The following is a 25,705-nucleotide window of genomic DNA, read 5'->3' on the forward strand; positions in this document are numbered from 1 at the left end:
GCTTTTGCACGCAGAAGTCACTGTTAGGTTTCGCGGTGGGTTTAGCACAATTGCGACACAGTAAAATGCGTTGGCTTGGCGCCAGACGGTGCAGGGGATGCATGCCGCTATTGTTATGCCGATAAAAACATCAGCGGGAAAATAATCTGCAATTGCGTTCGAGTCAATAAAAACTTTTAATTTAGTTAAAAATTCTTAATAGATGAATATTAATGCTTGCATTGTTTAGGTGAAACACCAAATTTTTGCTTAAACAAACGGCTAAAATGACTGGGGTTGGTAAAGCCAAGATCGTAGCAAACTTGACTTATTTGTTGTCCTGATTGTAGAAGTTGGCGAGATTTCTTTAATCTTAGCTGTTGTTGCCACATGGCCGGACTTTGCCCAAAGGCGAGCTTGAATTGCTGGTAAAATTTACTACGGCTCATGCAGGCTATTTTACATAGAGTATCGATATCTAAAGTTTGATTAAGATGTTCTTTAATAAAATGCAGGGCATCGGTTAATGGGCATGCAATAGTTTGTTGGCAATTGGCGAGCATTAAATCGCGGCTTTGTTGTTGTAATAATCGAGTGATTAACTCATTTACTGATAGATCAATTAGATAATGACGATCTTGCTCGTTTTCGCTAAATAACCCAATCATCCGTTCAAGTAATTGTTGGGTGTGTTGATTGTGTTGGGTATGCACCAGCTTTGGAATGTAATGAAAAAAATCATCGCTGCTTATTTGCTGCTGCATATTTAGCGCGTCAGCTACTTGGCTGATTTTATCGCGGCTAATTTCGATAGCCAAACAGGTGGTAGGTTGCTGCATTGATGCTTCTGGGAAGTCGATTAAAACCCCTTGTTCGGGTGCTAATACAAATGATTGCTGGGGTAAAAACTCTTCATGGTAGTTACTGTCGGCAACGTGCATCACTTTTTTACCGCTGATCATGCCGCAAAACAGCAGTTCGCTGGAATGCAGTGCTACTTTTTGTGCGTCTTGGTAGGTGTCGTAAATGCTCAGCTCGGCGTTGTCTGAGGCAAAAGTAATTTTATTTTCGATCAGTACATCAACCGCTTGGCGCTTTTTAGTCAGTTTTTCAGTCAATAACGTGGTATTCATTTTATTTCCTTTAAACACGACCAACAGAGTTTGGACGCACAGACATGTTTTTTGGACAGCTAATCAAGTTTTTATGCTTCTTATAAGCTAATGTCAACAGGTGACGGATAAATAAACAACAATCTCCCGTCAAACTTAGTCAATTTGATTAAATTTAAAAAGCAACATTTTGAATAAAGGACACACACAATGATCTATGCAAATCCTGGCAGCGACGGCGCACTTATTAACTTTAAATCCCAGTATGGTAATTACATTGGCGGACAGTGGGTCGAGCCTGTAAATGGTCAGTACTTTGATAATATTAGTCCCGTTAACGGTAAAGTATTTTGTAAAGTACCACGCTCTGATAAAGCGGATATTGAACTTGCCCTTGATAAAGCCCACGCTGCAAAAGCTGCTTGGGGTACAACTTCAGTAACGGCTCGTAGCAATATATTATTAAAAATTGCTGATCGGATAGAGCAAAACCTTGAGCTACTTGCTGTTGCCGAAACGTGGGATAACGGTAAAGCCATTCGCGAAACATTGGCGGCAGATATCCCACTGGCGGCAGATCATTTTCGTTATTTTGCCGGTTGTATTCGCGCCCAAGAGGGCAGTATTGGCGAGATAGACGAAACCACAGTCGCGTATCATTTTCATGAGCCACTGGGCGTTGTTGGACAAATCATTCCGTGGAACTTCCCAATTCTAATGGCCGCATGGAAACTCGCACCAGCGCTTGCCGCAGGTAACTGTGTGATACTCAAACCGGCTGAACAAACACCAGTATCTATTTTAGTGTTGATGGAAATTATTGGTGATTTATTGCCTGCAGGCGTGCTTAATGTAGTAAATGGCTACGGTAAAGAAGCGGGCGAAGCGCTGGCAACCAGCACGCGTATAGCTAAAATTGCTTTTACTGGCTCAACTCCTGTTGGCTCACACATTTTAAAATGTGCCGCTGATAACATTATTCCATCAACGGTTGAGCTCGGTGGTAAATCATCGAATATTTTCTTTAACGATGTAATGGAAAAAGACGATTCCTTCCTAAGTAAAGCCATTGAAGGCGCAGTACTTGCGTACTTTAACCAAGGTGAAGTGTGTACTTGCCCATCGCGACTATTTATTCAAGAAGATATTTACGAGCAGTTTATTGAGCGTATTTTAGAGCGCACATTAAAAATTAAACGCGGTAACCCGCTTGATAGTGAAACCATGGTAGGCGCACAAGCGTCTAAAGCACAGTTTGATAAGATTCTCAGCTATATTGAAATTGGCAAAAAAGAAGGCGCACAAGTACTTACTGGCGGCAATGTAGAGCAACTAACAGATGAGCTAAATGGCGGTTATTACATTCAGCCAACGCTGTTAAAAGGCACTAACGATATGCGGGTATTCCAAGAAGAAATTTTTGGCCCGGTGATTTCAATGTCGACCTTTAAAGACGAAGCCGAAGCACTCGAACTGGCTAATAGCTCTGAATTTGGTCTAGGCGCAGGGGTATGGAGCCGCAACATGAACCGTGCTTATCACTTTGGCCGCAAAATAGAAGCAGGCCGTGTATGGACCAACTGTTACCATATGTATCCTGCACACGCTGCGTTTGGTGGTTATAAAAAATCAGGCATCGGCCGCGAAACCCACAAGCTTGCGCTTGACCATTACCAACAAACTAAAAATTTATTAGTAAGCTACAGCGAAGATCCGCTCGGCTTCTTTTAAATAAAGCGGTTAAGCTTAAACAAATAATTTTTATGAGTAATGAAAGCGCTGTATTGTTGCAGCGCTTTTTTACTTTTCTAAAGCACTGCGCTTTATATCCTCAAACACCTGTAATAACTTCCAAAATGCCAATTAAAACAACACCAAGTCCTCTTTTTATATTTTTCGTGAAATAGAAGTAACCGATTGAATCAAAATAGGAATTCGACTGTGGTTAGTACATCAATAAAAAATAAATTAAAAACGAATTATTCTTCAGGCTCGTTAGGTTTTTATAGAGGCTGGAGTGCAATCTAAGCTGCTAAAAATTAAATCCCAATTCCTTGAAGTCATTTAGATATTTTGAGCTCTTATATGCGCAAAAATATTGAGTTTGCAAAAAGCGAGGCGGAGCAAAAGGATCCCTTTGTGATGTCGTATTTTATGAAAAAGATGATGAATTTGAATATATTTATGCAAATATCTTTTAATGTCCTAAATTTTGTGAGGCTAGATATGCACTATCTTAGGCAAAGATATTTATGCCTGTTGCTTTTTCGTTTTACCCAACACCCTTAAATTTAATGAGTTTAATATAGCAATAAATAAAGTTGTTTGTTAAAACACTTTGAGTGTAAGTATGTTATCGGCAGTACTATGAGTGAGTATAGTATGCTGATTGCCCCAGCAAAGAAATTCAACAAAGAGCCTGCACAAAGAAATGCACCTTGATACTATATGTCTAATGATAATGGGTATAGCAAGTAATATGTGAGGTTATAGCAATGAATCAATTAACTGAAAAAACGATAGCATGTCCTTATTGTGGTGAGAATATTGACGTGCTGCTCGATCCGGCAGATGTTGATCAACAATATATTGAGGACTGCCAAGTCTGTTGTAAGCCTATTAATTTTTTGGTTTTTGAAAATATAGATGAAGAGCTTTCAGTGACGGTTTTTAGTGATGACGAAGCTTATTGACTATCTTTATAGGCACTTACACTCAGCAAGGTTTGGGCAGTATGTTTAGCTGCAAAGCAATGCAGTAATATATAAAAGAGTATGATTAACCAACATAAAAAGCGCTGCAATTAATTGCAGCGCTATGGTTGCATTACTTAATGGTTATTAACGGTCTAAGTTCATTACTTTAGTCCATGCCGCAACAAAGTCTTCTACAAACTTTTGCTTTGATGTATCAAAGGCATATACTTCTGCAACTGCACGCAGCTCTGAATTTGAACCAAAGATAAGGTCAACTGAAGTGGCTGTGTACTTTTGCTCACCTGATTGACGATCAAAGCCTTGATAAATCCCCGCATCTGATGACTTTTTCCAAACCGTAGACATATCCAATAAATTAACAAAGAAATCGTTATTTAGAGTGCCTGGCTTGTCAGTAAATACGCCGTAGTCAGTGCCTTTATAGTTCGCATCAAGCGAACGCAAGCCGCCTACTAATACCGTCATTTCAGGCACTGTTAGATCAAGTTGATCTGCTTTATCTATTAGCATTTCAGTTGGCGATTTGTAGCTTTTTTCAGCATCGAAGTAGTTTCTAAAGCCATCGGCAGGCAGCTCTAATAAACTAAATGCATTAACGTCAGTTTGCGCTTGCGTAGCATCGCCACGGCCAGCATTAAACGGTACGTCTACTGTGTAGCCTGCATCTTTCGCTGCTTTTTCAATCGCTGCATTACCAGCTAACACAATCAGGTCGGCCAGTGACACTTGGCTTTTGCTAAAGAAACTATCATTAAAGTCGGCTTGAATCGCTTTTAATACTTTTAGTACTTTTGCAGTTTCGACCGGATTATTTACCGCCCAATCCTTTTGTGGAGCAAGCGCAATGCGTGCACCGTTGGCACCACCGCGCATATCGGAATGACGGTAGCTTGCAGCAGATGCCCATGCAACACGTACTAGCTCTGATACGCTAAGACCTGAATCTAAAATACTGGCTTTAAGCTCTTTTACTGCGCCAGCATCAATGTTTGATTGAGTCTCTGCTGAAATAGGATCTTGCCAAATTAAGTCTTCTTTAGGAACTTCTTTACCTAAGAAATTACGTGGTGGCCCCATATCTCGGTGAGTCAATTTGTACCATGCTTTAGCAAATGCCAGTTGATACTCTTTAGGGTCGTTTAAAAAGCGTTCAGCAATTTTGCGGTATTCTGGATCGAATTTAAGTGCTAAATCTGCAGTCGTCATGACTGGTGAATTAAACTTACCTTTCACATGAGCATCAGGCACGGTTTTGTGCATAGATTCGTCGGTTGGGATCCACTGAATGGCACCCGCTGGGCTGCGAGTTTGTTTCCACTCAAAGTTAAGTAGATTGCTAAGGTACAGTGATGACCAGCGAGTAGGAGCTTGTGTCCATGCGCCTTCTAAACCACTTGATACGGTATCTTCAGAGTGGCCTTTACCACATTTGTTTTTCCAGCCTAACCCTTGTTCTTCAATGCCTGCTGCTGCGGGCTCTGCACCCACACAATCTTTCGGTTTGTGCGCACCATGCATTTTACCAAAGGTGTGGCCACCTGCGATAAGTGCAAGAGTTTCCTCGTCGTTCATGGCCATGCGAGAAAACGCCACACGAATATTTTTAGCTGAACCGATTGGATCAGGAACCCCTTTAGGGCCTTCAGGATTTACGTAAATTAAACCCATGTGAGTTGCACCCAATGGGCGTTCTAATTTGCCGCTGGCATCTTCACGGTCGCTGGCAAGCATTTCTACTTCTGGACCCCAGTAAACCATGTCTGGTTCCCAGTCGTCAGTTCGGCCGCCGGCAAAACCATAGGTTTCAAATCCCATGTTTTCTAGAGCAACGTTACCGGCTAATACGATTAAGTCTGACCATGAAAGTGCTTCTCCGTATTTTTGTTTAATAGGCCAAAGTAGGCGACGCGCTTTATCTAGGCTTACGTTGTCTGGCCAACTGTTGAGTGGTTCAAAACGTTGTTGACCGCCACCAGCACCACCGCGGCCATCAAGCGTACGGTAAGTGCCTGCGCTGTGCCATGTCATACGGATAAAAAATGGCCCATAGTTACCAAAATCCGCCGGCCACCAATCTTGAGATTGTGTTAGTAGGGCATCAATATCACTTTTTACTGTGTCTAAATCTAGGCTATTAAATGCCTTGGCATAATTAAAGTCGGCACCGTAAGGGTTTGAGCGTTCATCATGATCACGCAGAGGTGAAAGGTTAAGTTGATCTGGCCACCAAAACTGGTTTGTTCTGGTTGCGCCCATTTTAGCTTCACCCATGCCAACAGCACCTTGTGGCTTTGACATTTGTGGTTTTTCTTGGCTAACAGCGGTGCCAGATATAAGTGCCATACTTATAAATCCAACAAGCGCTTTTTTATTGAATGAACGGTTTTTCATTGTCAGCTTCCTTAAAGTTAACGAATTTCGTTATACAAAGCGTATTACTACTTTAAACAGAGATCTCAATCGCTTTAAAAATTATTGAGTTGTAAATTTGTTTGCTCAAGTGAGGCTTAATCAAGCCTGAATAACAAAGCAATGAAAAGAATATAGCATCGGGCTGAAATGTGTGTGCGAAATAAAGCGATTACTACAATCTATAAATGTGATTGATTTTGTTGTAGTGATTAGATAAATGGATTGTTTTTACTTAAGGCGGAGAGAGTAATACAGATAAAAAAGCCCAGCCAAAGCTGGGCGACTACAAAAAATCTAGTGCACTTTAATTAATTTACTCGTTATAACACCTGAGGTCATTGACCCTGATACGTTTAATGCGGTGCGTGCCATGTCTATTAATGGCTCAATTGAGATCAGTAACGCGACTATCTCAACTGGTAAGCCCATGGTCGGTAATACAACCAATGCAGCAAACGTTGCGCCACCACCTACTCCGGCAATACCAAAAGAGCTTATAACAACAATGCCAATTAACGGTAAAATAAATTCGAATGTCAGCGGATCAATTCCTACGCTGGGTGCTACCATCATTGCCAGCATGGCTGGGTAAATACCGGCACAGCCATTTTGGCCAATAGTGGCGCCAAAAGAAGCCGATAAGTTAGCTATAGCAGGCGGCACTTTTAGCTGGTTAATTTGTACATCCACATTCATAGGAATAGAGGCTGCTGAACTACGCGAGCTAAATGCAAAGGTCAGTACTGGCCAAATTTTTTCAAAGTAACTCTTAGGGTTCACACCAACTAGGCTAAGTAATAAACCATGAGCAATAAACATTAATAATATAGCGACATAGGAAGCCACAATAAACGCCAGTAAATTAACAATATCATTGCTACTTGAGTTTGCCACAACGCTTGCCATTAACCCTGCGACGCCATAAGGCGTTAGCGCTATCACCATTCTTACTAAGTTCATTACTATGGCTTGTAAGGCGTTAACACCGTTGCGAATTGGATCTGCTAGTTCGCTACGTTCAAGCATCACCTTGCGTGCGGCAATCCCTACAAGGACACCAAAAATAACGACGGCAATTATAGAGGTTGAGCGTTGGTTACTTAAATCAGCAAATGGATTTTCTGGAATAAAGCTCAATAGCATTTGTGGCACACTTAAATCAGCTACATTGGCTGCTTTACCCTCTAGCGTGCTCATTTTTGCTGCCTCACGGGTTCCCGAAACTAAGCCTTCAATACTTAAATTAAAGCCATAGGTTACGGCAATACCAATTAAGGCTGCAATTGCCGTAGTAAAGAGTAAAACAGCAATACTAATGAACGATATTTTGCCCAAAGAGCCTTGGTTTTCTAGTTTCACCACGGCGGCAATCATAAACACCAATACCAATGGCATGATGATCATTTTTAATAGCCCAACATAGCCTTTACCAACAACACTTACCCAACTTAAAACGTCATTAATAGACTCTGGGGAGTGGGAAAATAAAAATTGTAAGGCTAAACCAAAAGCACTACCAACAACTAAGCCAAATAAAACAGTGCGAGATAAGGTTTTACTTTTTTGCGAAAAAAGATAAATCGCAAACAGCAAACCGACAAATAATGCCAGCATTAATAAAACAGCAAGCGACATAGCATCCTCTTTAAAGCTGTGAATAAGCGCGGCACTTTAGCGTTTTGTATCGGTTTACGAAAATACACTTTTGATATGCTATAGAACAAATTGATATGTGCTAATAATATTTGAGTATAAAAAATACGATTGCACACAAATATAACCGTTAAGCTTCTATTTAAAGGTGCTAATAATGAATGCTAAATTAAGCAATGATAAAAACAGTATGAATGGACTTCTTTGGTTGTTATTTAGATCTTAATAGCGTGTTTATTCGTATCAAAAATTTGTATTCAAAAGAATTTTTCCTAATCGTTTATTAATTAATAGTGAGAACAGAGATGTTGCGATCAGTTGTTGGTTTAATGTTTTTTATTTTTTTAAGTGGGTGTTCGAGTCAATACCCAAATCAGAACTTAGTCGGTAAACAGTTTCCAACTATCAGTGGTGAAAGCTTGGAGCAACAGCAATTTACTATCCCTACAGACTTTAACAACGCACAGACATTACTGTTAATTGGGTATAAACAAGATAGTCAATTTGATATTGATCGCTGGCTTATTGGCTTGGATATGAGTGGCATAAACGTCACCGCTTATGAGTTACCCACAATTCAAGGCATGGTGCCGCGTATGTTTAGTACTTTTATTGATAGCGGTATGAGAAAAGGCATTCCTAAAGAACTGTGGGGCGGGGTGATCACTATTTATAAAGACGGTGATGCAGTACAAGCGTTCACTGGTAATGAAAATCCGAATAATAGCCGCATCGTATTAATTGATGGTAGCGGTAAGATTATTTACTTTTATGATCGGGGTTTTTCGGTTGCTGCATTAAATGAACTAAAAATGGTGATAGATAAAAAGCAGTAATACCCTGTAATGACCCAAACATGGGCTGCATGTTTGGGTCATTTATTTTTAACTTAAGCTGCCTCTTACTCCGTTATTTTTATCAATCATTTTTATAGCAAGGATAGTCACTGTAACCTTGCTCAGTGCCGCCATACATGGTGGCTGCATCGGCTTCATTTAATGGCCATTGATTTTTTATGCGCGCTGGTAAATCAGGGTTTGCGATAAAAGGGCGACCAAAAGCAAATAAATCACCGTAGCCCTTAGCTAACATCGCCACCGCTTTTTCAACGGTGTACTTACCAGCGTAAATAATACGCCCAGAAAATTCAGCTCTGGCTGCTTGATAAAATTGCTCTGGTAAATCAGGGGCATTGTCCCAATCAGCTTCTGCAATTGAAAGGTAGGCAATACCGGCTTGTTCAAGTACTTTAATTGCTTCAATGTAGGTATGATGCGGGTTTGATTCGACTAAGCCTAAATAAACACGGGTTTCATCAGTACTGCTAAATAAGGGCGCAAATCTAACCCCTAAGCGCTCCGGGCCTACTACGTCACTTACTGCCGCGACAATTTCTTTTAAAAAGCGCAGGCGATTAGTAAGAGAGCCGCCGTATTCATCATCTCGTTTATTGGTGTGCTCAGAAATAAACTGATTTACTAAATACCCATTAGCACAATGCAGTTCTACGCCATCAAACCCCGCTTCTAGCGCATTACGGGCAGCTTGTGCATACATGCCAACAAGCTCTTTTACTTCATCGGTTGTTAAAGCTTGTGGTTCACTTGGGTTGGCTAAAGCGCCTTGAGCCGGTCCTGTTTCAATAAAGACTTTAACGCTATCAGCTATTAGAGCTGAGGGGGCAATAGGTTTGGCTTCATTAGGCTGTAAGCTAGTATGTGAAACGCGGCCAACGTGCCAAAGTTGGGCAAAAATAATTCCACCTTCTGCATGTACTGCATCAGTTACTTTTTTCCAACCAGCTATTTGTTGATTAGAATGAATGCCCGGCGTCCAAGCATACCCTTGTCCTCTTGGTTCAATTTGAGTGCCTTCGGTAACCATAAACCCAGCACTAGCACGCTGTGCATAATATGTGGCCATCACCTCGTTGGGGATATTGCCAGGAACCGTGCTGCGTGAACGAGTAAGTGGCGGCATTACAATACGGTTTTTAAGCGTGTGTGGGCCTAAATTGATTGATGAAAATAGACTGTCGATATTTTTACTTGGTTGACTCATTTTAATACCTTTTAAATTAATAATGCTGTTTAGCGCCAATTACAATGCTGGTGAGCATAGGGATTAAAAGGTACAATTTGAAACAATGCTTTTTTGTTTAAGATACAATTATGAATGGTATATCTCGGCTTGATATAAAACAATTACGAATATTGAGTGCATTACTTAAACTAAAAAATGTGTCGGATGTGGCGCGCAAAATGGGCTTAACCCAGCAGGCTATTAGTGAGCAGCTGCGAAAATTGCGTGACTTATTTGACGATCGGCTTTTTATTCGCCAAGGCAATACAATGGTTGCAACACCTAAAGCAATTGCACTAGAGAAGCCCGTTAATCAAATATTAACTCAGGTAGAAGCGTTATTAATACCTAAACAATTTACCCCAAGTAGCTACAAGGGCGTATTTACAATAAGTGCGACTGATTACGCTATAGCAGCTCTTTTGCCACAATTATTAGAAATAACAAGACGCGAAGCGCCAGGATTAAAGCTGATTATTCGTGACTTTGCCTCTGATAATGTTAATCAATTAATAAGTGCAGGAGAGCTGGATTTATTAATTAGTTTTCCTGAATTTATCCCTGCAAACTTAATCTATGACACATTATTTGAAGAACAACATATTTGTATTGCAGGGAAAGACACGGTGTTTTCTTCATCGACATTGAATCTTGCTGAAGTGGCGGCACACCCTCAATTAGTGGTTTCGGCGTCCCGCGCTAACTTACGAGGCTCTCACGACCAATGGTTTGCTGATAAGGGCTATGCGCGCAATATTGTAATGTCAGTGCCTGGCTTTTCATTTGTCCCCGATTTGCTTTGCAGTACTGACTTAATTGCTTTTTACCCATCGCGTTTACTGCCAAACGCCAAAGTGAAACAGCTTGAAGTTGAATTATTACCACCGCCATTTAAGGTGATTGCTGCATGGCATCCACGTTCAAATAACAGCGATATTCACCAGTGGTTAATAGCACAATTAAAACGGATTTAGTGATTATTTAATTAGTTGACGAATATCGTTCCCTGTTGGTGCCTCATGGGCACGTAACGAAAAGGCGGGTAATATCGCTAATATATGGTCAAATATATCTGACTGAATATTTTCATACTCACCCCAATTAGTTGTATTGGTAAATGCATAAATCTCAATGGGTAAGCCATTTTTAGTTGGCTCTAGCTGCCTTACCATCAGTGTCATTCCCTGATGAATATGTGGGTGATGTTTTAATAGCGCGACTAAGTAATGACGAAATGTGCCAACATTAGTGAGCCGACGACCATTTAACGTACAGCTCATATCTATTTTTTTTGTGGTATTTTGCTCGTTGATAACCGGTAGGGTAATTTCGAGGTAGTGACTTAATAAATCTGCTTTTTTCAGCGCGGTGATCTCTTGCTCATCTAAAAAGCGCACACTGCTCATTTCTATATGGATACTCCGTTTTATGCGCCGCCCACCGGATTCTGACATACCGCGCCAGTTTTTAAATGAGTCAGAAATTAGCGCATAGGTTGGAATAGTGGTAATGGTTTTATCCCAATTTCTTACTTTAACTGTGGTCAAGGCTATATCAATCACATCACCATCTGCGCCGTATTTGGGCATTTCTAACCAATCACCAACCGCAAGCATATTGTTTGCTGAGAGCTGAATACCGGCCACCAGCCCTAAAATAGCGTCCTTAAACACCAGTAGCAGTACAGCCGATAGCGCACCTAAACCACTGAGTAATATTAACGGGGATTTATTCATTAATAATGAAATCGCTAAAATACCGGTTAATACGCTGGCGATCAGTTTAATTGTTTGTAAAAAACCACGTAATGGAAAGTGAGCTGCAATGGGTTGCCTGTCAGATATTGCTTGAAAAATATTGAGCAAAGAGAACAGCGAGAGCAGTGCAAATAAAATGATCCACTGATCAGTAAACATCTCAATGATATGTAAAAAAGCCGTTCCTTCGGGAACCCAGAGCCTTGCTTGTATAACAACCACAGCACCTTGTAAAACAAAGGAAATATTACGTGTTAATTTAAGCGCTAAGTCGGCAGGCGTGTGGGTATCGGTTTGAACAACTTTATCACTAAAGCGGCCTTTAAGTAGTCGTTTTGAAACTGACCTTAAGATGAGGTGCAATATGAGCGCAAATAAGCCAACCCAGCACAGTACTAATATGTCGTACCATAAATACGCACTCCCAGGAAAATAAAGACTAAACCATTGCAGTAAAAATTCTCGCAGCTGCGATCGTATTTCAGTCATTTATATTCCCAAGAGATTTATTTGCGTGAGTTTCATCTATTTAATGAAATCTAGTTAAGCAGATGGGGCGTGAAAAGTCTATTTAAGCCGCGCTTAAATAGACGTTTTAGAAATAATATTTATATTTTATTTTCAGCAAGTTGCAGAGTTAATTCCTCAAAAATACTCGGATCGTCAATGGTTGATGGAATTTGCAGTTCTTCACCATCAATAAGTTGACGTAAGTTTTTGCGTAAAATTTTACCTGAGCGTGTTTTTGGTAAGCGCTCTACACACATAATATTTTTCAGACACGCAATAGCGCCGATTTGATTACGCACGGTTTGCACCAATTGCTGCTCTACTTCTTTATGCGAGCCATGAAAATCATTTTTTAACACCACCATGGCCATGGGGTTTTGACCCTTGAGCGCATCATTAACACCAAATACGGCACACTCAGCAACTGCTGGGTGAGCGGCTACAATTTCTTCCATTTCACCGGTTGATAAACGATGCCCCGCGACATTAATCACATCATCGGTGCGGCCCATAATAAATAGGTAGCCATCATCATCAATATAACCGCCGTCGCCAGAAAGATAATAGCCTTCATATTCACTAAAATAACCGGCTTTAAAGCGTTCGGTATTTTGCCAAATAGTGGGTAAACATCCTGGTGGTAAAGGCAGCTTAATAACGACTGCACCTTGTTCATTGGGGGCGCATTCATCACCATTCATATCTAAAATACGTACGTCAAACCCAGGAGTCGCAACCGTTGAACTGCCAGCTTTTGTAGGTAGGTGCTCAATGCCGACAGGATTACAGGCTATCGCCCAGCCAGTTTCGGTTTGCCACCAATGATCAAGTACTGGTAGGCCTGTTTTTTCTTTGAGCCAATCGTAGGTGGGGGGATCTAAACGCTCGCCTGCTAAAAACAAGCGTTTCAGACTTGAAGTATCGTACTGTTTAAACCCATCGGCATTGGGGTCTTCTTTTTTTATCGCTCTAAAGGCCGTTGGTGCGCTAAATAAAGCCGTTACTTTATACTGTTCAACCACTCGCCAAAATGCACTGGCATCTGGGGTTCTAACCGGTTTACCTTCAAATAAAATAGTGGCACAGCGGTACATAAGCGGGGCATACACAATGTACGAATGGCCTACAACCCAACCAATATCCGAAGCGGCCCAAAACACGTCACCGGGTTTCATCCCGTATACGGTTTCCATGCTGTAATGCATGGCAACAGCATGGCCGCCATTTTCACGAACAACCCCCTTGGGAGTACCGGTTGTGCCTGACGTGTATAAAATATAAAGCGGGTGTTCGCCACTTACCGGAACAGGATCAACGCCAGTAGCTGTTTGCATTGCAATAGCCCAGTCAATATCACGCTCAGGCATAAGTGGTGCAGTTACTTGCTCACGCTGATAAATAATACAATTTTCTACTTTATAAGAGGCTGATTCGAGGGCGTTATCAAGTAACTCTTTGTATTCAATTACGGTATTCACTTCCACACCGCAAGAGGCACTGAGTACTAACTTAGGCTTGGCGTCATCAATTCTTACGGCAAGCTCATGTGCTGCAAACCCGCCAAATACGACCGAATGAATAGCGCCGATGCGGGCGCAGGCTAACATACCAATTACGGCCTCGGGGATCATGGGCATATAAATAACCACGCGGTCGCCTTTTGTTACGCCTAAAGACTGCATTACTCCTGCGAATTTAGCGACCTCTTGTTGTAGTTCAAAGTAGCTGTAGCTGCGCGCGGTATGGGTTACGGGTGAGTCATAAATTAACGCTGTTTCATCACCATGGCCGGCAATAACATGCTGATCTACCGCTAAAAAGCAGCTATTAAGTTGGCCGTCCGCAAACCAGTGATATAAACCGTTTTCATCTTGTGTGTAAGCTGTTTCGGGAGCCTGGTACCAAGGGAGGCGTTTACTTTGCGATAACCAAAACGCTGCCGGGTTTTGTTTAAACTCGTTGTAGTGTTGTTTGTATTCACCTGACATAAAGGCTCCTGAGCAAAATTTAATATAACTTTATTTAAAACTAAGCGCTTTTTATCAGGAGTGATATTCGACTATGGTCGGTTAAATAATGAACGGATTGTGTGGTTTTTAGCTAACGCTATGGTTTATAACGAACTAACGACTAGTTTGATGATTTAAATGAGGTAACATATAAAAATGATGAACTATTTAATGTGGTAATAATGAGTCAAGTTGTCAGAGTAGGCGTTGCAGTGATAGTAATGCATGATAATAAAATTTTACTCGGTGAGCGAATAGGCGCACATGGTGCAAATACCTGGGCAACCCCTGGGGGGCATTTAGAATGTGGTGAAACGGTTGAGCAATGTGCAGTGCGCGAAGTAGCAGAAGAGACAGGGCTTACTGTTACTAATATTCGTAAACTCGATTTTACCAACGATATTTTTAGCGCCGAGAACAAGCACTATATTACTTTATATGTACGGGCAAAGTATGAAGGTGGCGAGCCTGTGAATAAAGAGCCTAACAAATGTTTACAGTGGCGTTGGTGCGATATTAATAACTTACCTTCACCTTTATTTACTTCATTGAAAAATTACTTAACGCAAGGCGTTTTACCTACTCAATACTAAAGGCGCGTTGGAATAGGGAGTTGCCATTTATTTAAAATTTGTTGGTATTCACCGCTTTCTTTTATAGCGTTTAATCTATCAGTAATAATTTTCGCTGTTTGCGGGTTAAGCTGCTTACTTGCTGCAAAGTGAAGAGAAGAAGGTAGCTCATCTAAATGTATACGCTTAGTAATTAAGCTTGGGTCGAGCCCTGCTCGCTTTAACTCGTTTTCAAGGGTGAGGGTGTTAGTCACCACAAAATCGATACGATTTTTATACAGCATTCTCCATAGCTGCTGGTAGTAACTCACTAAGACTAGATTCTCACTTTCAGTAAAGCCTTGAGCTTCTAAATAAGCCTGCGCAGAATAACCGCGAATAGTGGCTACTTTATATTCTTTGGCAAAGTTTAAGTGAATCACTTCATCGTTATGACTGCGTAAACTTACTAGGTATGCATCTGCAAAATACACTTTTCCCAGCCACTTAAACTGGCTGTTTCTGTTTGGCGTTTTTAACAGTGACAGCATGATGGCATTAGGATTGGCTTGTTGTTGTTGAAACATACGCGCCATCGGCATTATTTCAAACGTTGCTGTTAAAGCCGTGCCTTTTAATACTGCTTTAGCGATATCTACTAAGGCACCCTGCGCTTCACCTTGAGGGTTTTTAAAATGATAAGGGGGCAAATCTTCAGCGATGAAGGTAACCGGGTTTGCGTGACAGACCGCACTATAAAAAACCAATACAAAAACAGTTAACATCATACGCAAACGCATAAATAATTGTCTTTAAAGCAATACATGAGGCTAGTGTAAATAAAATCAATAAAAAGGTACACGTTAAATGTGTGTTTTAGGTAATCAAATTGTTTGATTATTGTTTTTTATAAATTGACGAGGTGAGCATTGATACCAGCGCTTAAAGGCGCGATTAAAAGAGCTTTGATCATTAAACCCCAACATAGTTGCAATACTGCTTAGCGGATAATGAGGAATATAAGTTAACAAACGGCGTTTTTGCTCTTGCTCAAGAAGAGCGGCAAAATTGGTGTTTTCTTGCTTTAGATGACGTTGCACTGTGCGCGGGGTCATATTTAAAGCACTAGCCGTTCTGATCAGTGAGCAGTCCTGCAAATCGTATTTAGCCATTAAAATATGATTAACTTTTTCTGTTAATAATTGCTGACTTTTAAACTGGGATAGCTGTTGCTCTGACATTTGCTTTAGCACAGCGTTAATCTGGGAGTTATCGGTTTTAAAAGGAAGGGTTAAGTAACTACTTGGAAACTCTACTTGATTAAAGTTAGCGCCAGCTTTTACTGGGCAATTAAACCATTGCGCTAATTGTTGTAACTCACTGTCTGAAAAACGTGCTGTAAAATAAACGCAACTAGGCGAAAGCTGAGGATTAAGCAGTTGGCGTATAACACTTACCCACGCGGTCATATTTCGTAATACGGCCTGTGGACTGCACTGTGGGTCTGCTAACCAAGTTACCTTGCAAAGTGTTTGTTGCTGTTCAAACTCAGCACGCCCTATGTTAGCCACTAGGCTGTCGTAACTCAGTAGTGCAGTAATGGCACTGGCTAGGTTAGTACTCGATTCAATTAAATACCCAAGTACACCAAAATCAGCGGTACGTATTTGTTTTCCTAATTCAAACCCGAATAAGGAGTCATTTAGCGTTTGCTGTGCATAACTAAGCAGCGCATTATAGCTTTTTAAGCTAATACGAGGCGCTAATTGTTGTGTTTGCTTATTTGTATATTCATCAAATTCAATGGCAGTTAGTATCTCTTGGCTATCTAATCCTGTGCTTTGAAGATAATCCAAACAGCTAGAAAAGTAATGATCGGCTAAGGTTTTCATTTGTCGCCTAAAGCTAAAAAATAGTCATCTAATCGCAAGTTTGCCATGCAATATTTTTATATGCTAGAGATCTATAAAAATAATATGGGGCACACAATGATTGAGATAAACGTTAAACATAGTGTGGCAGCAACGCCTGAACAATTACGCACCTTATTATTAGCGCATGCTGATTTGGGGCGCTTTTTTAATGCGCAGTTTGAAGTGTTAACACCGCAAGACTTTGGTGAAATAAGTGGTGGAAAAGGCACCATTAGACAAATAAAAATGCAAGGTACAACATTTAAAGAGCAAATAATAACGGCCGATAATAGCCACATTTGTTACCGCATTTTAGGGGATAAACCCGTTGCACAGCACCGTGGTGATATTTACTTAAAAGCCAATAATACTCAGCCATCACTCACCGAGATCAGCTACCATATTCGTTGTATTGCGCCTTTGTGGTTACCCGACTTTATACTGGCTTTTTTTATAAAAAAAGATGTTAGCCAAGCACTTAAAAAAATAGCCAGCTATTTTCAGGAGCAAACGTCATGAGCATTGAAATTATTTTATTGGCACTGAGCCCTATTTTTTTGCTGTTTGTAGGGGTTGAGTTTATAAAATTTAGACGTTACTACGATATAAAAGACAGCTTAGCCAACGCGTTACTTGCTTTATTACATCAAGGAGCTGATGCCATTGCGTTATTATTATTAATGCCGTTTTTTTATTGGTTGTATCAGTTTCGGCTATTTGATATTGAATTGACGCTATTTACTGTATTAGGCGCTTTTTTACTGCAAGACTTTTTATACTATTGGTTTCATCGTGCATCACACCATATTCATTGGTTATGGGCCGCTCATGTAGTGCATCATAGTTCTACTAAAATGAACTTTACCACGGCATTTAGGCAAAGTTTAATGTATCCGCTGGCGGGAATGTGGCTATTTTGGTTGCCGATGATATTAATAGGCTTTGAGCCTGTGATTGTTTTTGCGGTGGTGGCACTTAATTTGGCTTATCAATTTTTTGTACACACGCAAGTGGTAAAAAAGCTCGGTTGGTTTGAAGCATTATTTAATACCCCATCGCATCATCGGGTGCACCACGCTATAAATAATGGCTACTTAGATAAAAACTTCGCTGGCGTTTTCATTATTTGGGATAAATTATTTGGCACTTATGTAGAAGAGGATGAAAACAAGCCCTGTAAATACGGCATTATTGGCCAACTAAACAGTAATAACCCAATCAAAATCACCTTTCATCAGTGGCAGTATTTATTTAAAAGTACCTACCAAGCTAAAGGGTTAAAAGCCAAGTTAAACGTGCTGTTTGGTTACCCAACAAGCTCCGTAAAACCCAGTGATTAAAAGTAATATTGAATGGCTAGTTTAGCCGACGTACTGCTTGTATACCATCGCTGGTTTTTTAGCTCTGTGCGTATAGATAAATTTCGTGACAAAGCGTAATTCCATTTTAATGTTAGATCAGCGTGATTATCTACGTCTGCATCGACAAGCCACATTATATTTGTTGTAAGGGCAAGCTTATGACTATTATTGATTTGCCAAATAACACCAGCTTCTGTGCCAAACCCCGTTGTTAACTTATCCGTTATATCGCCATTGTTAAACTCAACTTGTGCTAATAAATAGCCATGAAGGGTGTTTGGGTTGCCGATTGATTTTCCATAGCCACCTTTAGTAAACCAGCGGCCTTGTTGAAAGTCATTATTTGGCTGTCGATCAAAGCCCATTTTAAGGTTCCATGACCAGCTATCAAAAATCCGGTTATCGGGTGCAAGTGACATTGCATCTAATAGATAAAAATGTTCTAGCTGAGTGTTACCGTTATCTTTTATAGCGCCTTCAATATCAAAAAAGCTAATTTGAGCACCAGGAATAAACCCAGCAGAGGTGTCTAGTAAGTCATGGTATGCGAGGCGATATGCAAAACTTGTTAAATCACTTTGTTGATTATAATGGGTTCTTGCTAGCGTTATTTTAGAAGAACCATGACCTTGCTCTGGAGAGGCTGCAGGTCGATTTGGTTTGGTAAATGGCGAAGCTATTTTATATTTGCTACGCATGAGGAGTAACTTAGCAAGTCGTGGGGCAATTTCTTCACGGTTTAAATTTTTATCGTAAAACTCAAAATTTAACCACTCATAGGCCATTTCTAATATAGCGACCAATTGTGATTCGGAGTAGTTTCGGGTATTGAGTGATCCACCTTGCATAAGCGCTCTTGCGTCATTAAGTTGCTCGTCAGTCATTTGAGTAGAATAATGATACAGTTTAGTACCAAACGCAGGACGATAATTAGGTGTTTGTAACAAGTTATTATTTCTAAGTACCGCAACGGTATCAGATGGAATGGCTTGTAAGTCAAATGAGGATGTTAAATTGAGATCGTTTTTTGCCAGTTGTAATAATGCGAGCAGCTGATAAGAGCAGTTTTCATCTATAAAAAAGTAATCAAAAGTGGCTAATTGTAGCTCCCATAGATGTAATAAAATAAGCTTAACTTGCTCCTCGGATAAATTAAGTTTGTATTCCCAAATATCACGAGATTCTAAATCATTATACTCGCGTACTTTTTTATAATACGGCATCAGTGAAAATTTGCCCGGATAGCTACCAATTAAGCCTTTTAATGCATACATTGCAGCATTATCAGAACCATCTGGCTCTGCTGCAAAATTAACGGCAAATGCGAGTAATTCTTTATGCCGAGTTTGATCCTTTGCATCAATACGTAACAAGGTATGGCCAAACATTGATGATGGACTATTCATAAATGCAGTTGGAAAGACTAAAGTAACGCCCTTAGGGTTTATAATTTTTTGCCAAGTTTGTAGATCTGGGCAATTAAGTTCTGGCCAGTTATTTTTTATTTTTGTTTTAAGCCACGTGTAACGTGCAGGAAATTGGCACCGAGTTTGTTGTGTTTGTTGAGGGAGGCTATTATCGCCATTAAATGCGTTAATAGTGGTGTTGAGCTCATCCCTTGGGCTTACCTTTCCTTTAGGGGATAAAAAAAACTTAACACTGTCTACTTCACTTTTCCAACCACCTAGCGTCGTCGGACGATAGTGACCCAGTTTAAGCCAGTATGGATCTGTTGCTAATGTATTAATTTCAATACTTTTAGCGTTTGAGTAAGTACTGATCAGTACAATTAGTAAAACAAATAATATTTTTTTCATAATCACTAATAAAAGCCGCTAGAGATAAACCCCAGCGGCTTTATTTATACGTATAAAAACCGGCTAATTTAGCTGATTAAGAAAGAGTATAAGAAGCAAGTTTTGCATCACTTGCAATTACAGTGTTTAGGTTTTCTAAAACTGTTTGTGAAGTCACATTTTCAGAAGTGAATACTGAAGAATACTGTGCTTGAGCTAGCGCATTAAACGCTGCTTTATCTTGATCTGCAACGCCCCAAGCTTCAGCTAGAGTAGCTAAAGTTTCGCCTTCACCTTTTGACATATCACGAGCAAGTTGCTCCATGTTACCGTCGATGAATAAAGCAATTTTTTCTGAAGAGGTTACTGTACCAGTACCATCACAACCTAGAGTACCAAAAGTGATACCAAAAGTTTGGTTACCTGATGTACCGTTAGTTGTAGCACCTAAAATTTTCACGCCTTTACCTTGCTGACCAGCAAATAACATTGAACCTAGACCACAACCAATATCTTGGTCAGCCATTGCATTTGAGAAAGGAAGTAAAGATAGAGCTGCTACTGCGATTAGTTTTTTCATGTTCATAAATCCGTATATGATTATTCTTTATTTAGGGCAAATAAAGTTCGCGGAGGATATTAACAGATATACGTAAAAAATAACAAGGCTAGATATGAAATTATTATAGCGTAGGCGGTTTAGGGTCATTAATAGTTTTATATTTATATTTATATTTATATTTATATTAGTTATTAAACGACAAAGAGCGAACGGATTACTCTTTATTAGAATGCTTTTATTTAGCGGTTGTGAGCGCAGCGCCAGTTGCAGAAATAATAGCAATTTTCCAGTAGTTGCTAATTAAAACGGTGAAACACATACTGGCAAAACTACGTGTATAAATAGATGCATAAGAATGTTTTTTATAATCTGCAGGATATGGAATGAACCAATGAGGCCAGTTAAAGCCGCAGACACAACAATAGATAATGCCAATGTTGTACGCGTTTACAAAAGCGATGAACTTCAAGGAGATGGATTTAGGCATAGCACACACATCATAAAGTATTAGTTTTAGCTTTGGTGGTATGCAATTAATTACTAAAAGTAATGCTGTTAATGTTATATAAATTGCAGTTTATGTATAATGCAGCATATTTCATATGTTAAAAGTTATTAATAAAGGTAATTTATGTCCAACTGTTTGCACCTAGCAATTCCTGCCGGTGATCTCGAAAAAGCGAAAACATTTTATTGTGACGTACTTGGCTGTAAAACGGGCAATAGTGAAGCAGGGCGATGGGTAGACATTGATTTTTGGGGTAACGAGTTAACGCTTCATCAAAGTGTTGAGCGCTTACCAACGGTACGTCATGATGTTGATATGGGCGCGGTGGCAGTCCCTCACTTTGGCATTCACTTATCAGAAGATCAATTTCAAGCATTAAAAAAGCGTATTGCAGACGCAGGTCTTGAATATTTAGATAAGCCATACCGTCGTTTTGTTGGCAATGAATTTGAACAAGAGACGTTTTTTATTGAAGATCCAAACGGTAATGTATTAGAAATGAAAACAATGGTTAATCCACAGGTGTTATTTAAAAAGGATTAATATAGCTGAGTTAGCCATGTTTGCTAGCTCATACTTATCAAACTCACCTAGCATTAGCTAATAATTTTGCACTGCATGATTCGTTTTTAAGGGGGTCTTTGATACGCCATCTTGTTGCCACGGAAAACTCTTAAGTGCAGGACGAGTAAAAGTGAATACACCACTTTGGCTTAGGGTACATACTAATTCAAATTTGTTAACCCCTTTTTCTAGTCTTATGCAACGCCTTGCAATAACGGGGTTGATACATTGTTTGCTATAGATGTTAAAGAACAGTTATCTTCAGCGAAAGCTGCGCAGCTCAATAGCAGAGTAATAAAAGCTAATGGGCAAACTTACAGTAAAACCCTTGATTGGTCTGTTCAGCCACAGAGCGTAAGTAAGCATTTAACACATGCCTATAATGGGGATGAGCTTGCAACCGACTTAACTTGGCCTGCGCAAAACATAGCGTGGATTGCTATGCCCAGTTTTGCAAATAACGATAAGCAAACTAAGGATTACAATAACCTGTATAAGTAAGTGGCGAGTCAACGTACTAAGTTACTCAGTGCAAAAACGGTGGTTTTATATCTTCGTCATAACCAAGGTGGCTCGTCGTATTGGAGCTTAAAGCTTGCAAAAGCGTTGTGGGGTGAGCAAGTTGTTGAACAAAAAATGGCTAACTACTCACAAAATAGCCGGGTTTGGTGGAGAGCGTCAAAAGATAATACTAACTATGTTAAATCGTTAATTGAAGTGGTGAAAGATCAACCTGAAGTCCATAAAGAGATTAAAGAAATAGCTGCAGGTATGGCAAAGTCACTTGAAAACAATAAGCCATTTTATATAGAAGCAAAGCAAAGCAAAGCAAATCAAAGCGAAAATACATCGCTAGTGAGTGACTTTAAAACACAGGTTTTTGTTATTGTGCCACCACAGTGTGCAAGTGCCTGTCTTGGCGCCATTGATGTATTTAAACAGTTTTCAAACACTCAGTTATTTGGCGCGCCAAGCAGTGCTGATTCATTGTATATGGATGTTCGATTAGCCGAGTTACCTTCAGGTTTAGGTAAAGTGATTATCCCTAATAAAGTGTATGTTGATAGAGCAAGAGGAAAGGGCGATTACTATAAGCCCGATATTGCCTATAACGATATTGATTGGACAACCGATTTACTACTAGAAAAAATTAACCACTTATAAAAATAAAAAGCCGCTCATTGAGCGGCTGGACTGTTTAATTACTTAGGTTTATTAAAAGGTATAGCGTGCACCAATTGCGTAGCGTGGACCATACTGGCGAGCAAATAAGAACTGCTCTTCGTAACGGCCATAGCCTTGCTCGGTTTCATTATTGAGGTTTATACCTTCAAAGAATACCGTCACATTCTCGTTAACGTCATAATTTACGCTCATATCCCACTGGCCATATGTTTTAGCATATTGTGGTGGTGCATCAGCAGAACCTTGTGCTTGGCCTACACCAATAAGGTATGAATCGCGCCATGCGTAAGTCAGTTTTACTGATAAGCCATCTTTTTCGTAAAACGCTTGGAAGTTAGCTGAATCACTTAAGCCCGTTAACGGAGCTTGTTGGTCTAAGCTGTCTGTATCAAATTCAACATCTCCGTCGACAAATGTAGCATTAACACCGACACCAAAGCCTGTTTCGCCAATTAAGTGCTGTACTGCCACTTCAAAACCATCGACTGATTTGCTATCGGTATTTTGTGGTTGGCTAATGTTCCAAGTAATAAGCGGATCGTTACTATTTGGTTCAATTTGACCATTGACATTACCATCACCATTAGCAAGCATTTGTGCAAAAATGGCATCGGTTGTTGCTTGCTCACCACGTGCCTCAATATCACTCACAGCTTGTAAATAGCGCGGGCCATTTAAAATATCATATAAGCCTTCAATGGTGGTTGGGGTAATGGTGGTTTGAATAAAGTTATCAACGTCCTTTTTAAAGTAACCTACAGATGCATAACTGCCTTCTGCGTAGTAATACTCTAAAGATAAATCAAGATTTGTTGATTCAAACGGTAATAGCCCCGTGTTACCTTGACTACCTACGCGTGATCCCGGTTTTGGACTGCCTGTTAGTGAACGACCGCCAGCTAAATCGCCCAAAGGTGCACGCGACATTGTTTTGCCCCACGATGCGCGAGCAACCACGTCATCAGTTAGGTCAACACTTAAGTCAATTGATGGCAGTAAAATATCATAACTGCCTTCTTGCACTAAGAAGTTATCATCGCCACCTGCTGAATATTGAGTGATCCACTCTGAAGCGCTGATCCAATTAACTTGTTGTTCAACACGCTGACGAACAGAGCTGGTTACATCGGTTTCTTCGTAGCGAAGACCTGCGTTTACTTTAACGTAGTAATTACTAACGTCAAACTCCCAACGTGATTGAACATAAATACTGTTGGTAATTTCCTCAACCGAGCTTTGACTGTCAATGCCATCAAGATAGGCATTAGGTGCATAAGCATCGCCGCCTGTTACATCAGCGGTTAAGTATGCCATTTGTCTTGCTACGGCTTCGTCAAAATCATAGCTGTAGTAATAGTTTGGTTGTAAATTGCTACCGCCACCGGCAAATTGATCTAATAATCCGGAGGTATCATGAAGTGTAAACATACCATCTGGGAAAATTTCAGTGTAAGAAGGGTTAAAACCAGGGCCACCAACTAAGCCACTCCATGCCTCATAACCACCGGTGTTTTGCTCTGTGCGCGAACCACCAAACTTAACTTCAATTAAACCAATGTCAAAACTTTCATTTATCCAACTTGCATGTAGTTGAAGTTGTTCAATATTTGATTCCCCCGGTGAATGAATAAACTGACTAAAGTTTGAATCAATCTCACCTGGGCTTAATACATTCGTGCCGTTTTTCCAATTAACTTGCGTATGCGGAACTTCGCCAGTGCGGTAATCATAAATTTTATTAACAAGCTGATCAGAACCTAAAATAACTTGCCCATCACTACCTAGACCATTGTCTGCGCCATTGTCGGTTTCGTTTTTAGAATCATGGTAGTCAAGCTCAATTTGCCATGTATCATTAATTTGCCAATCTAAATTTAAACCGATAGAACGAGCTTTTACTTCAGTGGTGTTTTTACTCGAGGTAAATGACGCATCGTTACCACTTATATCTGCATAAATAGCGGTGCCATTTTCATCTAGCTCGTAACCGTTAATATTACTGCCAAAGTCGTTCCAAATACCCCAGCCGAGAGTTTTTGACCCTGTTGTAGCCTCACTTGCTGTGTAATCAAGGGTGGCCACAAAATTATCAGTGGGTGCAAATTGCAGTGTTACTTGCCCATTGGTACGCTCACGTTGTAAATCTTCAATAGCGTAGTTCATGTCTTTTGCAAAAAAATGATTACCTACGCGATTACCGTCTGCATCAACTGGGCGAGCATCAATAAATTTATCTTCTGAAAGAGTCGGTAAATCTACATTAGCTTGCCAACCTTGAATATTAGCACTTTGTTTTTGAAAGTCGCGCTGTTGATGCGAGAATGAAAAGCCAATACCAAACATTTCATCATTAAAGGTATTGCTGTAAATAGCTGATATTTCAGGTGTTACATCGCTACCAACTTCATTTGATGAGTCATGAATTGCTTTTGCTGTTGCTGAAAAGTGCTGCCCAGGTCTTTGCAGAGGGCGCGATGTTGAAATATTAACTGTCGCACCTAAACCACCGCTAGGCACATCAGCACGGGCAGTTTTAAATACTTCTAAGGCACTTACACCTTCTGAGGCGATGTTTTCAAGATTATACGAACGAGAGTTACCCGTTCCAGGCATTTGGCGACCGTTAAGTGTTACCAAATTAAATGAAGGGCCAAAGCCACGGACTGTAATTTGGCTACCTTCGCCGTTTGCACGACTCACCGATACACCCGTAATGCGTTGTAGTGATTCAGCTAAGTTGGTATCTGGGAATTTCCCCATTTCTTCGGCAGAAATTGCATCGACTACCCCAGATGCATCGCGTTTCATGTCCATAGAGCGGATCAGTGAACCACGTATACCTTTAATTTGTATTACTTCGATTTCAGGTTCGGCAGTACTTTCTTGCGCAGCGTTAGCGAAGTTAAATGTGCTTGCAGCGATGATAAGTGACACAGAAGCCGCTATTTGGCTTTTTTTAAACTTATTTGTGTTCATAATTGCTCTGCTTTTTACTAAATTTTTTACGGTAAGTAGGTGCTTATACGCACCTACC

Annotated in this window: 19 protein-coding genes and 2 pseudogenes; 9 read left to right on the plus strand and 12 right to left on the minus strand. The window is 40.3% G+C overall.

Annotated features, from left to right (window positions below; genetic code table 11):
* Positions 1-209: 209 nt before the first annotated feature.
* A complete protein-coding gene (locus PSR9079_RS00285; RefSeq protein ID WP_149979994.1) occupies positions 210-1,112 on the minus strand; it encodes an AraC family transcriptional regulator in 903 nt (300 codons plus the stop codon).
* 189 nt (positions 1,113-1,301) lie between these two features.
* Between PSR9079_RS00285 and exaC the strand changes: the two genes are divergently transcribed.
* Positions 1,302-2,822, plus strand: a complete 1,521-nt coding sequence (exaC, locus tag PSR9079_RS00290) for an acetaldehyde dehydrogenase ExaC (RefSeq protein ID WP_149979995.1) — start codon at positions 1,302-1,304, stop codon at positions 2,820-2,822.
* Between the two features lie 764 nt (positions 2,823-3,586).
* Positions 3,587-3,784, plus strand: coding sequence for a CPXCG motif-containing cysteine-rich protein (locus PSR9079_RS00295; protein WP_145234329.1), 198 nt, complete (start codon positions 3,587-3,589; stop codon positions 3,782-3,784).
* 147 nt (positions 3,785-3,931) lie between these two features.
* Here PSR9079_RS00295 and katG read toward each other — a convergent pair whose 3' ends face one another.
* Both katG and PSR9079_RS00305 read right to left on the minus strand, forming a co-directional pair.
* The gene (gene katG / locus PSR9079_RS00300) at positions 3,932-6,199 is read right to left on the minus strand and encodes a catalase/peroxidase HPI (RefSeq protein ID WP_149979996.1); all 2,268 of its coding nucleotides are present in this window, start codon (positions 6,197-6,199) and stop codon (positions 3,932-3,934) included.
* 315 nt (positions 6,200-6,514) lie between these two features.
* A complete protein-coding gene (locus PSR9079_RS00305; protein WP_149979997.1) occupies positions 6,515-7,855 on the minus strand; it encodes an L-cystine transporter in 1,341 nt (446 codons plus the stop codon).
* A gap of 323 nt (positions 7,856-8,178) precedes the next feature.
* On the opposite strand from PSR9079_RS00305, the gene PSR9079_RS00310 reads away from it, so the two are divergent.
* Positions 8,179-8,709 (plus strand): hypothetical protein, encoded by a 531-nt coding sequence (locus PSR9079_RS00310; protein WP_145234322.1) that lies wholly within the window; start codon positions 8,179-8,181, stop codon positions 8,707-8,709.
* 82 nt (positions 8,710-8,791) lie between these two features.
* On the opposite strand, the gene PSR9079_RS00315 is transcribed toward PSR9079_RS00310, so the two are convergent.
* Positions 8,792-9,934 (minus strand): alkene reductase, encoded by a 1,143-nt coding sequence (locus tag PSR9079_RS00315; RefSeq protein WP_179959129.1) that lies wholly within the window; start codon positions 9,932-9,934, stop codon positions 8,792-8,794.
* A gap of 110 nt (positions 9,935-10,044) precedes the next feature.
* On the opposite strand from PSR9079_RS00315, the gene PSR9079_RS00320 reads away from it, so the two are divergent.
* Entirely contained in the window at positions 10,045-10,929 is an 885-nt protein-coding gene (locus tag PSR9079_RS00320) for a LysR family transcriptional regulator (protein ID WP_149979999.1), read from the plus strand.
* Between the two features lie 3 nt (positions 10,930-10,932).
* Here the strand turns inward: PSR9079_RS00320 and PSR9079_RS00325 are convergent, their stop codons facing one another.
* Positions 10,933-12,201: a mechanosensitive ion channel family protein gene (locus tag PSR9079_RS00325; protein ID WP_149980000.1), complete on the minus strand. Its 1,269-nt coding sequence runs from the start codon at positions 12,199-12,201 to the stop codon at positions 10,933-10,935.
* A gap of 119 nt (positions 12,202-12,320) precedes the next feature.
* Positions 12,321-14,210 (minus strand): acetate--CoA ligase, encoded by a 1,890-nt coding sequence (locus PSR9079_RS00330; protein WP_149980001.1) that lies wholly within the window; start codon positions 14,208-14,210, stop codon positions 12,321-12,323.
* Positions 14,211-14,413: 203 nt separating this feature from the next.
* Between PSR9079_RS00330 and PSR9079_RS00335 the strand changes: the two genes are divergently transcribed.
* A complete protein-coding gene (locus PSR9079_RS00335) occupies positions 14,414-14,824 on the plus strand; it encodes a nucleotide triphosphate diphosphatase NUDT15 (RefSeq protein ID WP_149980002.1) in 411 nt (136 codons plus the stop codon).
* On the opposite strand, the gene PSR9079_RS00340 is transcribed toward PSR9079_RS00335, so the two are convergent.
* Both PSR9079_RS00340 and PSR9079_RS00345 read right to left on the minus strand, forming a co-directional pair.
* Positions 14,821-15,582: a substrate-binding periplasmic protein gene (locus tag PSR9079_RS00340; protein ID WP_149980003.1), complete on the minus strand. Its 762-nt coding sequence runs from the start codon at positions 15,580-15,582 to the stop codon at positions 14,821-14,823. The two genes, PSR9079_RS00335 and PSR9079_RS00340, sit on opposite strands and share 4 nt — an antisense overlap.
* A gap of 84 nt (positions 15,583-15,666) precedes the next feature.
* Complete coding sequence (locus PSR9079_RS00345; RefSeq protein WP_149980004.1) at positions 15,667-16,674, minus strand: AraC family transcriptional regulator; 1,008 nt, start codon at positions 16,672-16,674, stop codon at positions 15,667-15,669.
* A 96-nt stretch (positions 16,675-16,770) separates the two neighbouring features.
* Between PSR9079_RS00345 and PSR9079_RS00350 the strand changes: the two genes are divergently transcribed.
* Complete coding sequence (locus PSR9079_RS00350; RefSeq protein WP_149980005.1) at positions 16,771-17,214, plus strand: SRPBCC family protein; 444 nt, start codon at positions 16,771-16,773, stop codon at positions 17,212-17,214.
* Positions 17,211-18,035 (plus strand): sterol desaturase family protein, encoded by an 825-nt coding sequence (locus PSR9079_RS00355; protein WP_149980006.1) that lies wholly within the window; start codon positions 17,211-17,213, stop codon positions 18,033-18,035. Before PSR9079_RS00350 ends, PSR9079_RS00355 begins: the two co-directional genes overlap by 4 nt.
* Here the strand turns inward: PSR9079_RS00355 and PSR9079_RS00360 are convergent.
* From PSR9079_RS00360 to PSR9079_RS24220, 3 genes and pseudogenes are all read right to left on the minus strand, one after another.
* The gene (locus tag PSR9079_RS00360) at positions 18,032-19,873 is read right to left on the minus strand and encodes an Lnb N-terminal periplasmic domain-containing protein (protein ID WP_149980007.1); all 1,842 of its coding nucleotides are present in this window, start codon (positions 19,871-19,873) and stop codon (positions 18,032-18,034) included. The genes PSR9079_RS00355 and PSR9079_RS00360 overlap by 4 nt on opposite strands.
* A 76-nt stretch (positions 19,874-19,949) precedes the next feature.
* Entirely contained in the window at positions 19,950-20,432 is a 483-nt protein-coding gene (locus tag PSR9079_RS00365) for a DUF3015 domain-containing protein (RefSeq protein WP_149980008.1), read from the minus strand.
* Between the two features lie 226 nt (positions 20,433-20,658).
* A pseudogene (locus PSR9079_RS24220) lies at positions 20,659-20,849 on the minus strand (hypothetical protein); the annotation flags it as partial.
* Between the two features lie 196 nt (positions 20,850-21,045).
* On the opposite strand from PSR9079_RS24220, the gene PSR9079_RS00375 reads away from it, so the two are divergent.
* Both PSR9079_RS00375 and PSR9079_RS00385 read left to right on the plus strand, forming a co-directional pair.
* Positions 21,046-21,465: a VOC family protein gene (locus tag PSR9079_RS00375; RefSeq protein ID WP_149980009.1), complete on the plus strand. Its 420-nt coding sequence runs from the start codon at positions 21,046-21,048 to the stop codon at positions 21,463-21,465.
* A 315-nt stretch (positions 21,466-21,780) separates the two neighbouring features.
* Positions 21,781-22,650: pseudogene (locus tag PSR9079_RS00385) on the plus strand (S41 family peptidase); the annotation flags it as partial.
* Between the two features lie 51 nt (positions 22,651-22,701).
* Here the strand turns inward: PSR9079_RS00385 and PSR9079_RS00390 are convergent.
* Positions 22,702-25,647, minus strand: coding sequence for a TonB-dependent receptor (locus PSR9079_RS00390; RefSeq protein WP_149980010.1), 2,946 nt, complete (start codon positions 25,645-25,647; stop codon positions 22,702-22,704).
* Positions 25,648-25,705: the final 58 nt, after the last annotated feature.

Source organism: Pseudoalteromonas rhizosphaerae, assembly GCF_902498845.1.
GTDB lineage: Bacteria > Pseudomonadota > Gammaproteobacteria > Enterobacterales > Alteromonadaceae > Pseudoalteromonas > Pseudoalteromonas rhizosphaerae.

What these genes read in the sequence shown, in the direction of transcription:
- PSR9079_RS00390 (WP_149980010.1), bottom strand. Translation starts at nt 25,647, where the DNA reads ATGAACACAAATAAGTTTAAAAAAAGCCAAATAGCGGCTTCTGTGTCA.
- PSR9079_RS00295 (WP_145234329.1), top strand. Translation starts at nt 3,587, where the DNA reads ATGAATCAATTAACTGAAAAAACGATAGCATGTCCTTATTGTGGTGAG.
- PSR9079_RS00330 (WP_149980001.1), bottom strand. Translation starts at nt 14,210, where the DNA reads ATGTCAGGTGAATACAAACAACACTACAACGAGTTTAAACAAAACCCG.
- PSR9079_RS00310 (WP_145234322.1), top strand. Translation starts at nt 8,179, where the DNA reads ATGTTGCGATCAGTTGTTGGTTTAATGTTTTTTATTTTTTTAAGTGGG.
- PSR9079_RS00305 (WP_149979997.1), bottom strand. Translation starts at nt 7,855, where the DNA reads ATGTCGCTTGCTGTTTTATTAATGCTGGCATTATTTGTCGGTTTGCTG.
- PSR9079_RS00285 (WP_149979994.1), bottom strand. Translation starts at nt 1,112, where the DNA reads ATGAATACCACGTTATTGACTGAAAAACTGACTAAAAAGCGCCAAGCG.
- PSR9079_RS00355 (WP_149980006.1), top strand. Translation starts at nt 17,211, where the DNA reads ATGAGCATTGAAATTATTTTATTGGCACTGAGCCCTATTTTTTTGCTG.
- exaC (WP_149979995.1), top strand. Translation starts at nt 1,302, where the DNA reads ATGATCTATGCAAATCCTGGCAGCGACGGCGCACTTATTAACTTTAAA.
- PSR9079_RS00375 (WP_149980009.1), top strand. Translation starts at nt 21,046, where the DNA reads ATGTCCAACTGTTTGCACCTAGCAATTCCTGCCGGTGATCTCGAAAAA.
- PSR9079_RS00340 (WP_149980003.1), bottom strand. Translation starts at nt 15,582, where the DNA reads ATGCGTTTGCGTATGATGTTAACTGTTTTTGTATTGGTTTTTTATAGT.
- katG (WP_149979996.1), bottom strand. Translation starts at nt 6,199, where the DNA reads ATGAAAAACCGTTCATTCAATAAAAAAGCGCTTGTTGGATTTATAAGT.
- PSR9079_RS00345 (WP_149980004.1), bottom strand. Translation starts at nt 16,674, where the DNA reads ATGAAAACCTTAGCCGATCATTACTTTTCTAGCTGTTTGGATTATCTT.
- PSR9079_RS00320 (WP_149979999.1), top strand. Translation starts at nt 10,045, where the DNA reads ATGAATGGTATATCTCGGCTTGATATAAAACAATTACGAATATTGAGT.
- PSR9079_RS00350 (WP_149980005.1), top strand. Translation starts at nt 16,771, where the DNA reads ATGATTGAGATAAACGTTAAACATAGTGTGGCAGCAACGCCTGAACAA.
- PSR9079_RS00360 (WP_149980007.1), bottom strand. Translation starts at nt 19,873, where the DNA reads ATGAAAAAAATATTATTTGTTTTACTAATTGTACTGATCAGTACTTAC.
- PSR9079_RS00365 (WP_149980008.1), bottom strand. Translation starts at nt 20,432, where the DNA reads ATGAAAAAACTAATCGCAGTAGCAGCTCTATCTTTACTTCCTTTCTCA.
- PSR9079_RS00315 (WP_179959129.1), bottom strand. Translation starts at nt 9,934, where the DNA reads ATGAGTCAACCAAGTAAAAATATCGACAGTCTATTTTCATCAATCAAT.
- PSR9079_RS00325 (WP_149980000.1), bottom strand. Translation starts at nt 12,201, where the DNA reads ATGACTGAAATACGATCGCAGCTGCGAGAATTTTTACTGCAATGGTTT.
- PSR9079_RS00335 (WP_149980002.1), top strand. Translation starts at nt 14,414, where the DNA reads ATGAGTCAAGTTGTCAGAGTAGGCGTTGCAGTGATAGTAATGCATGAT.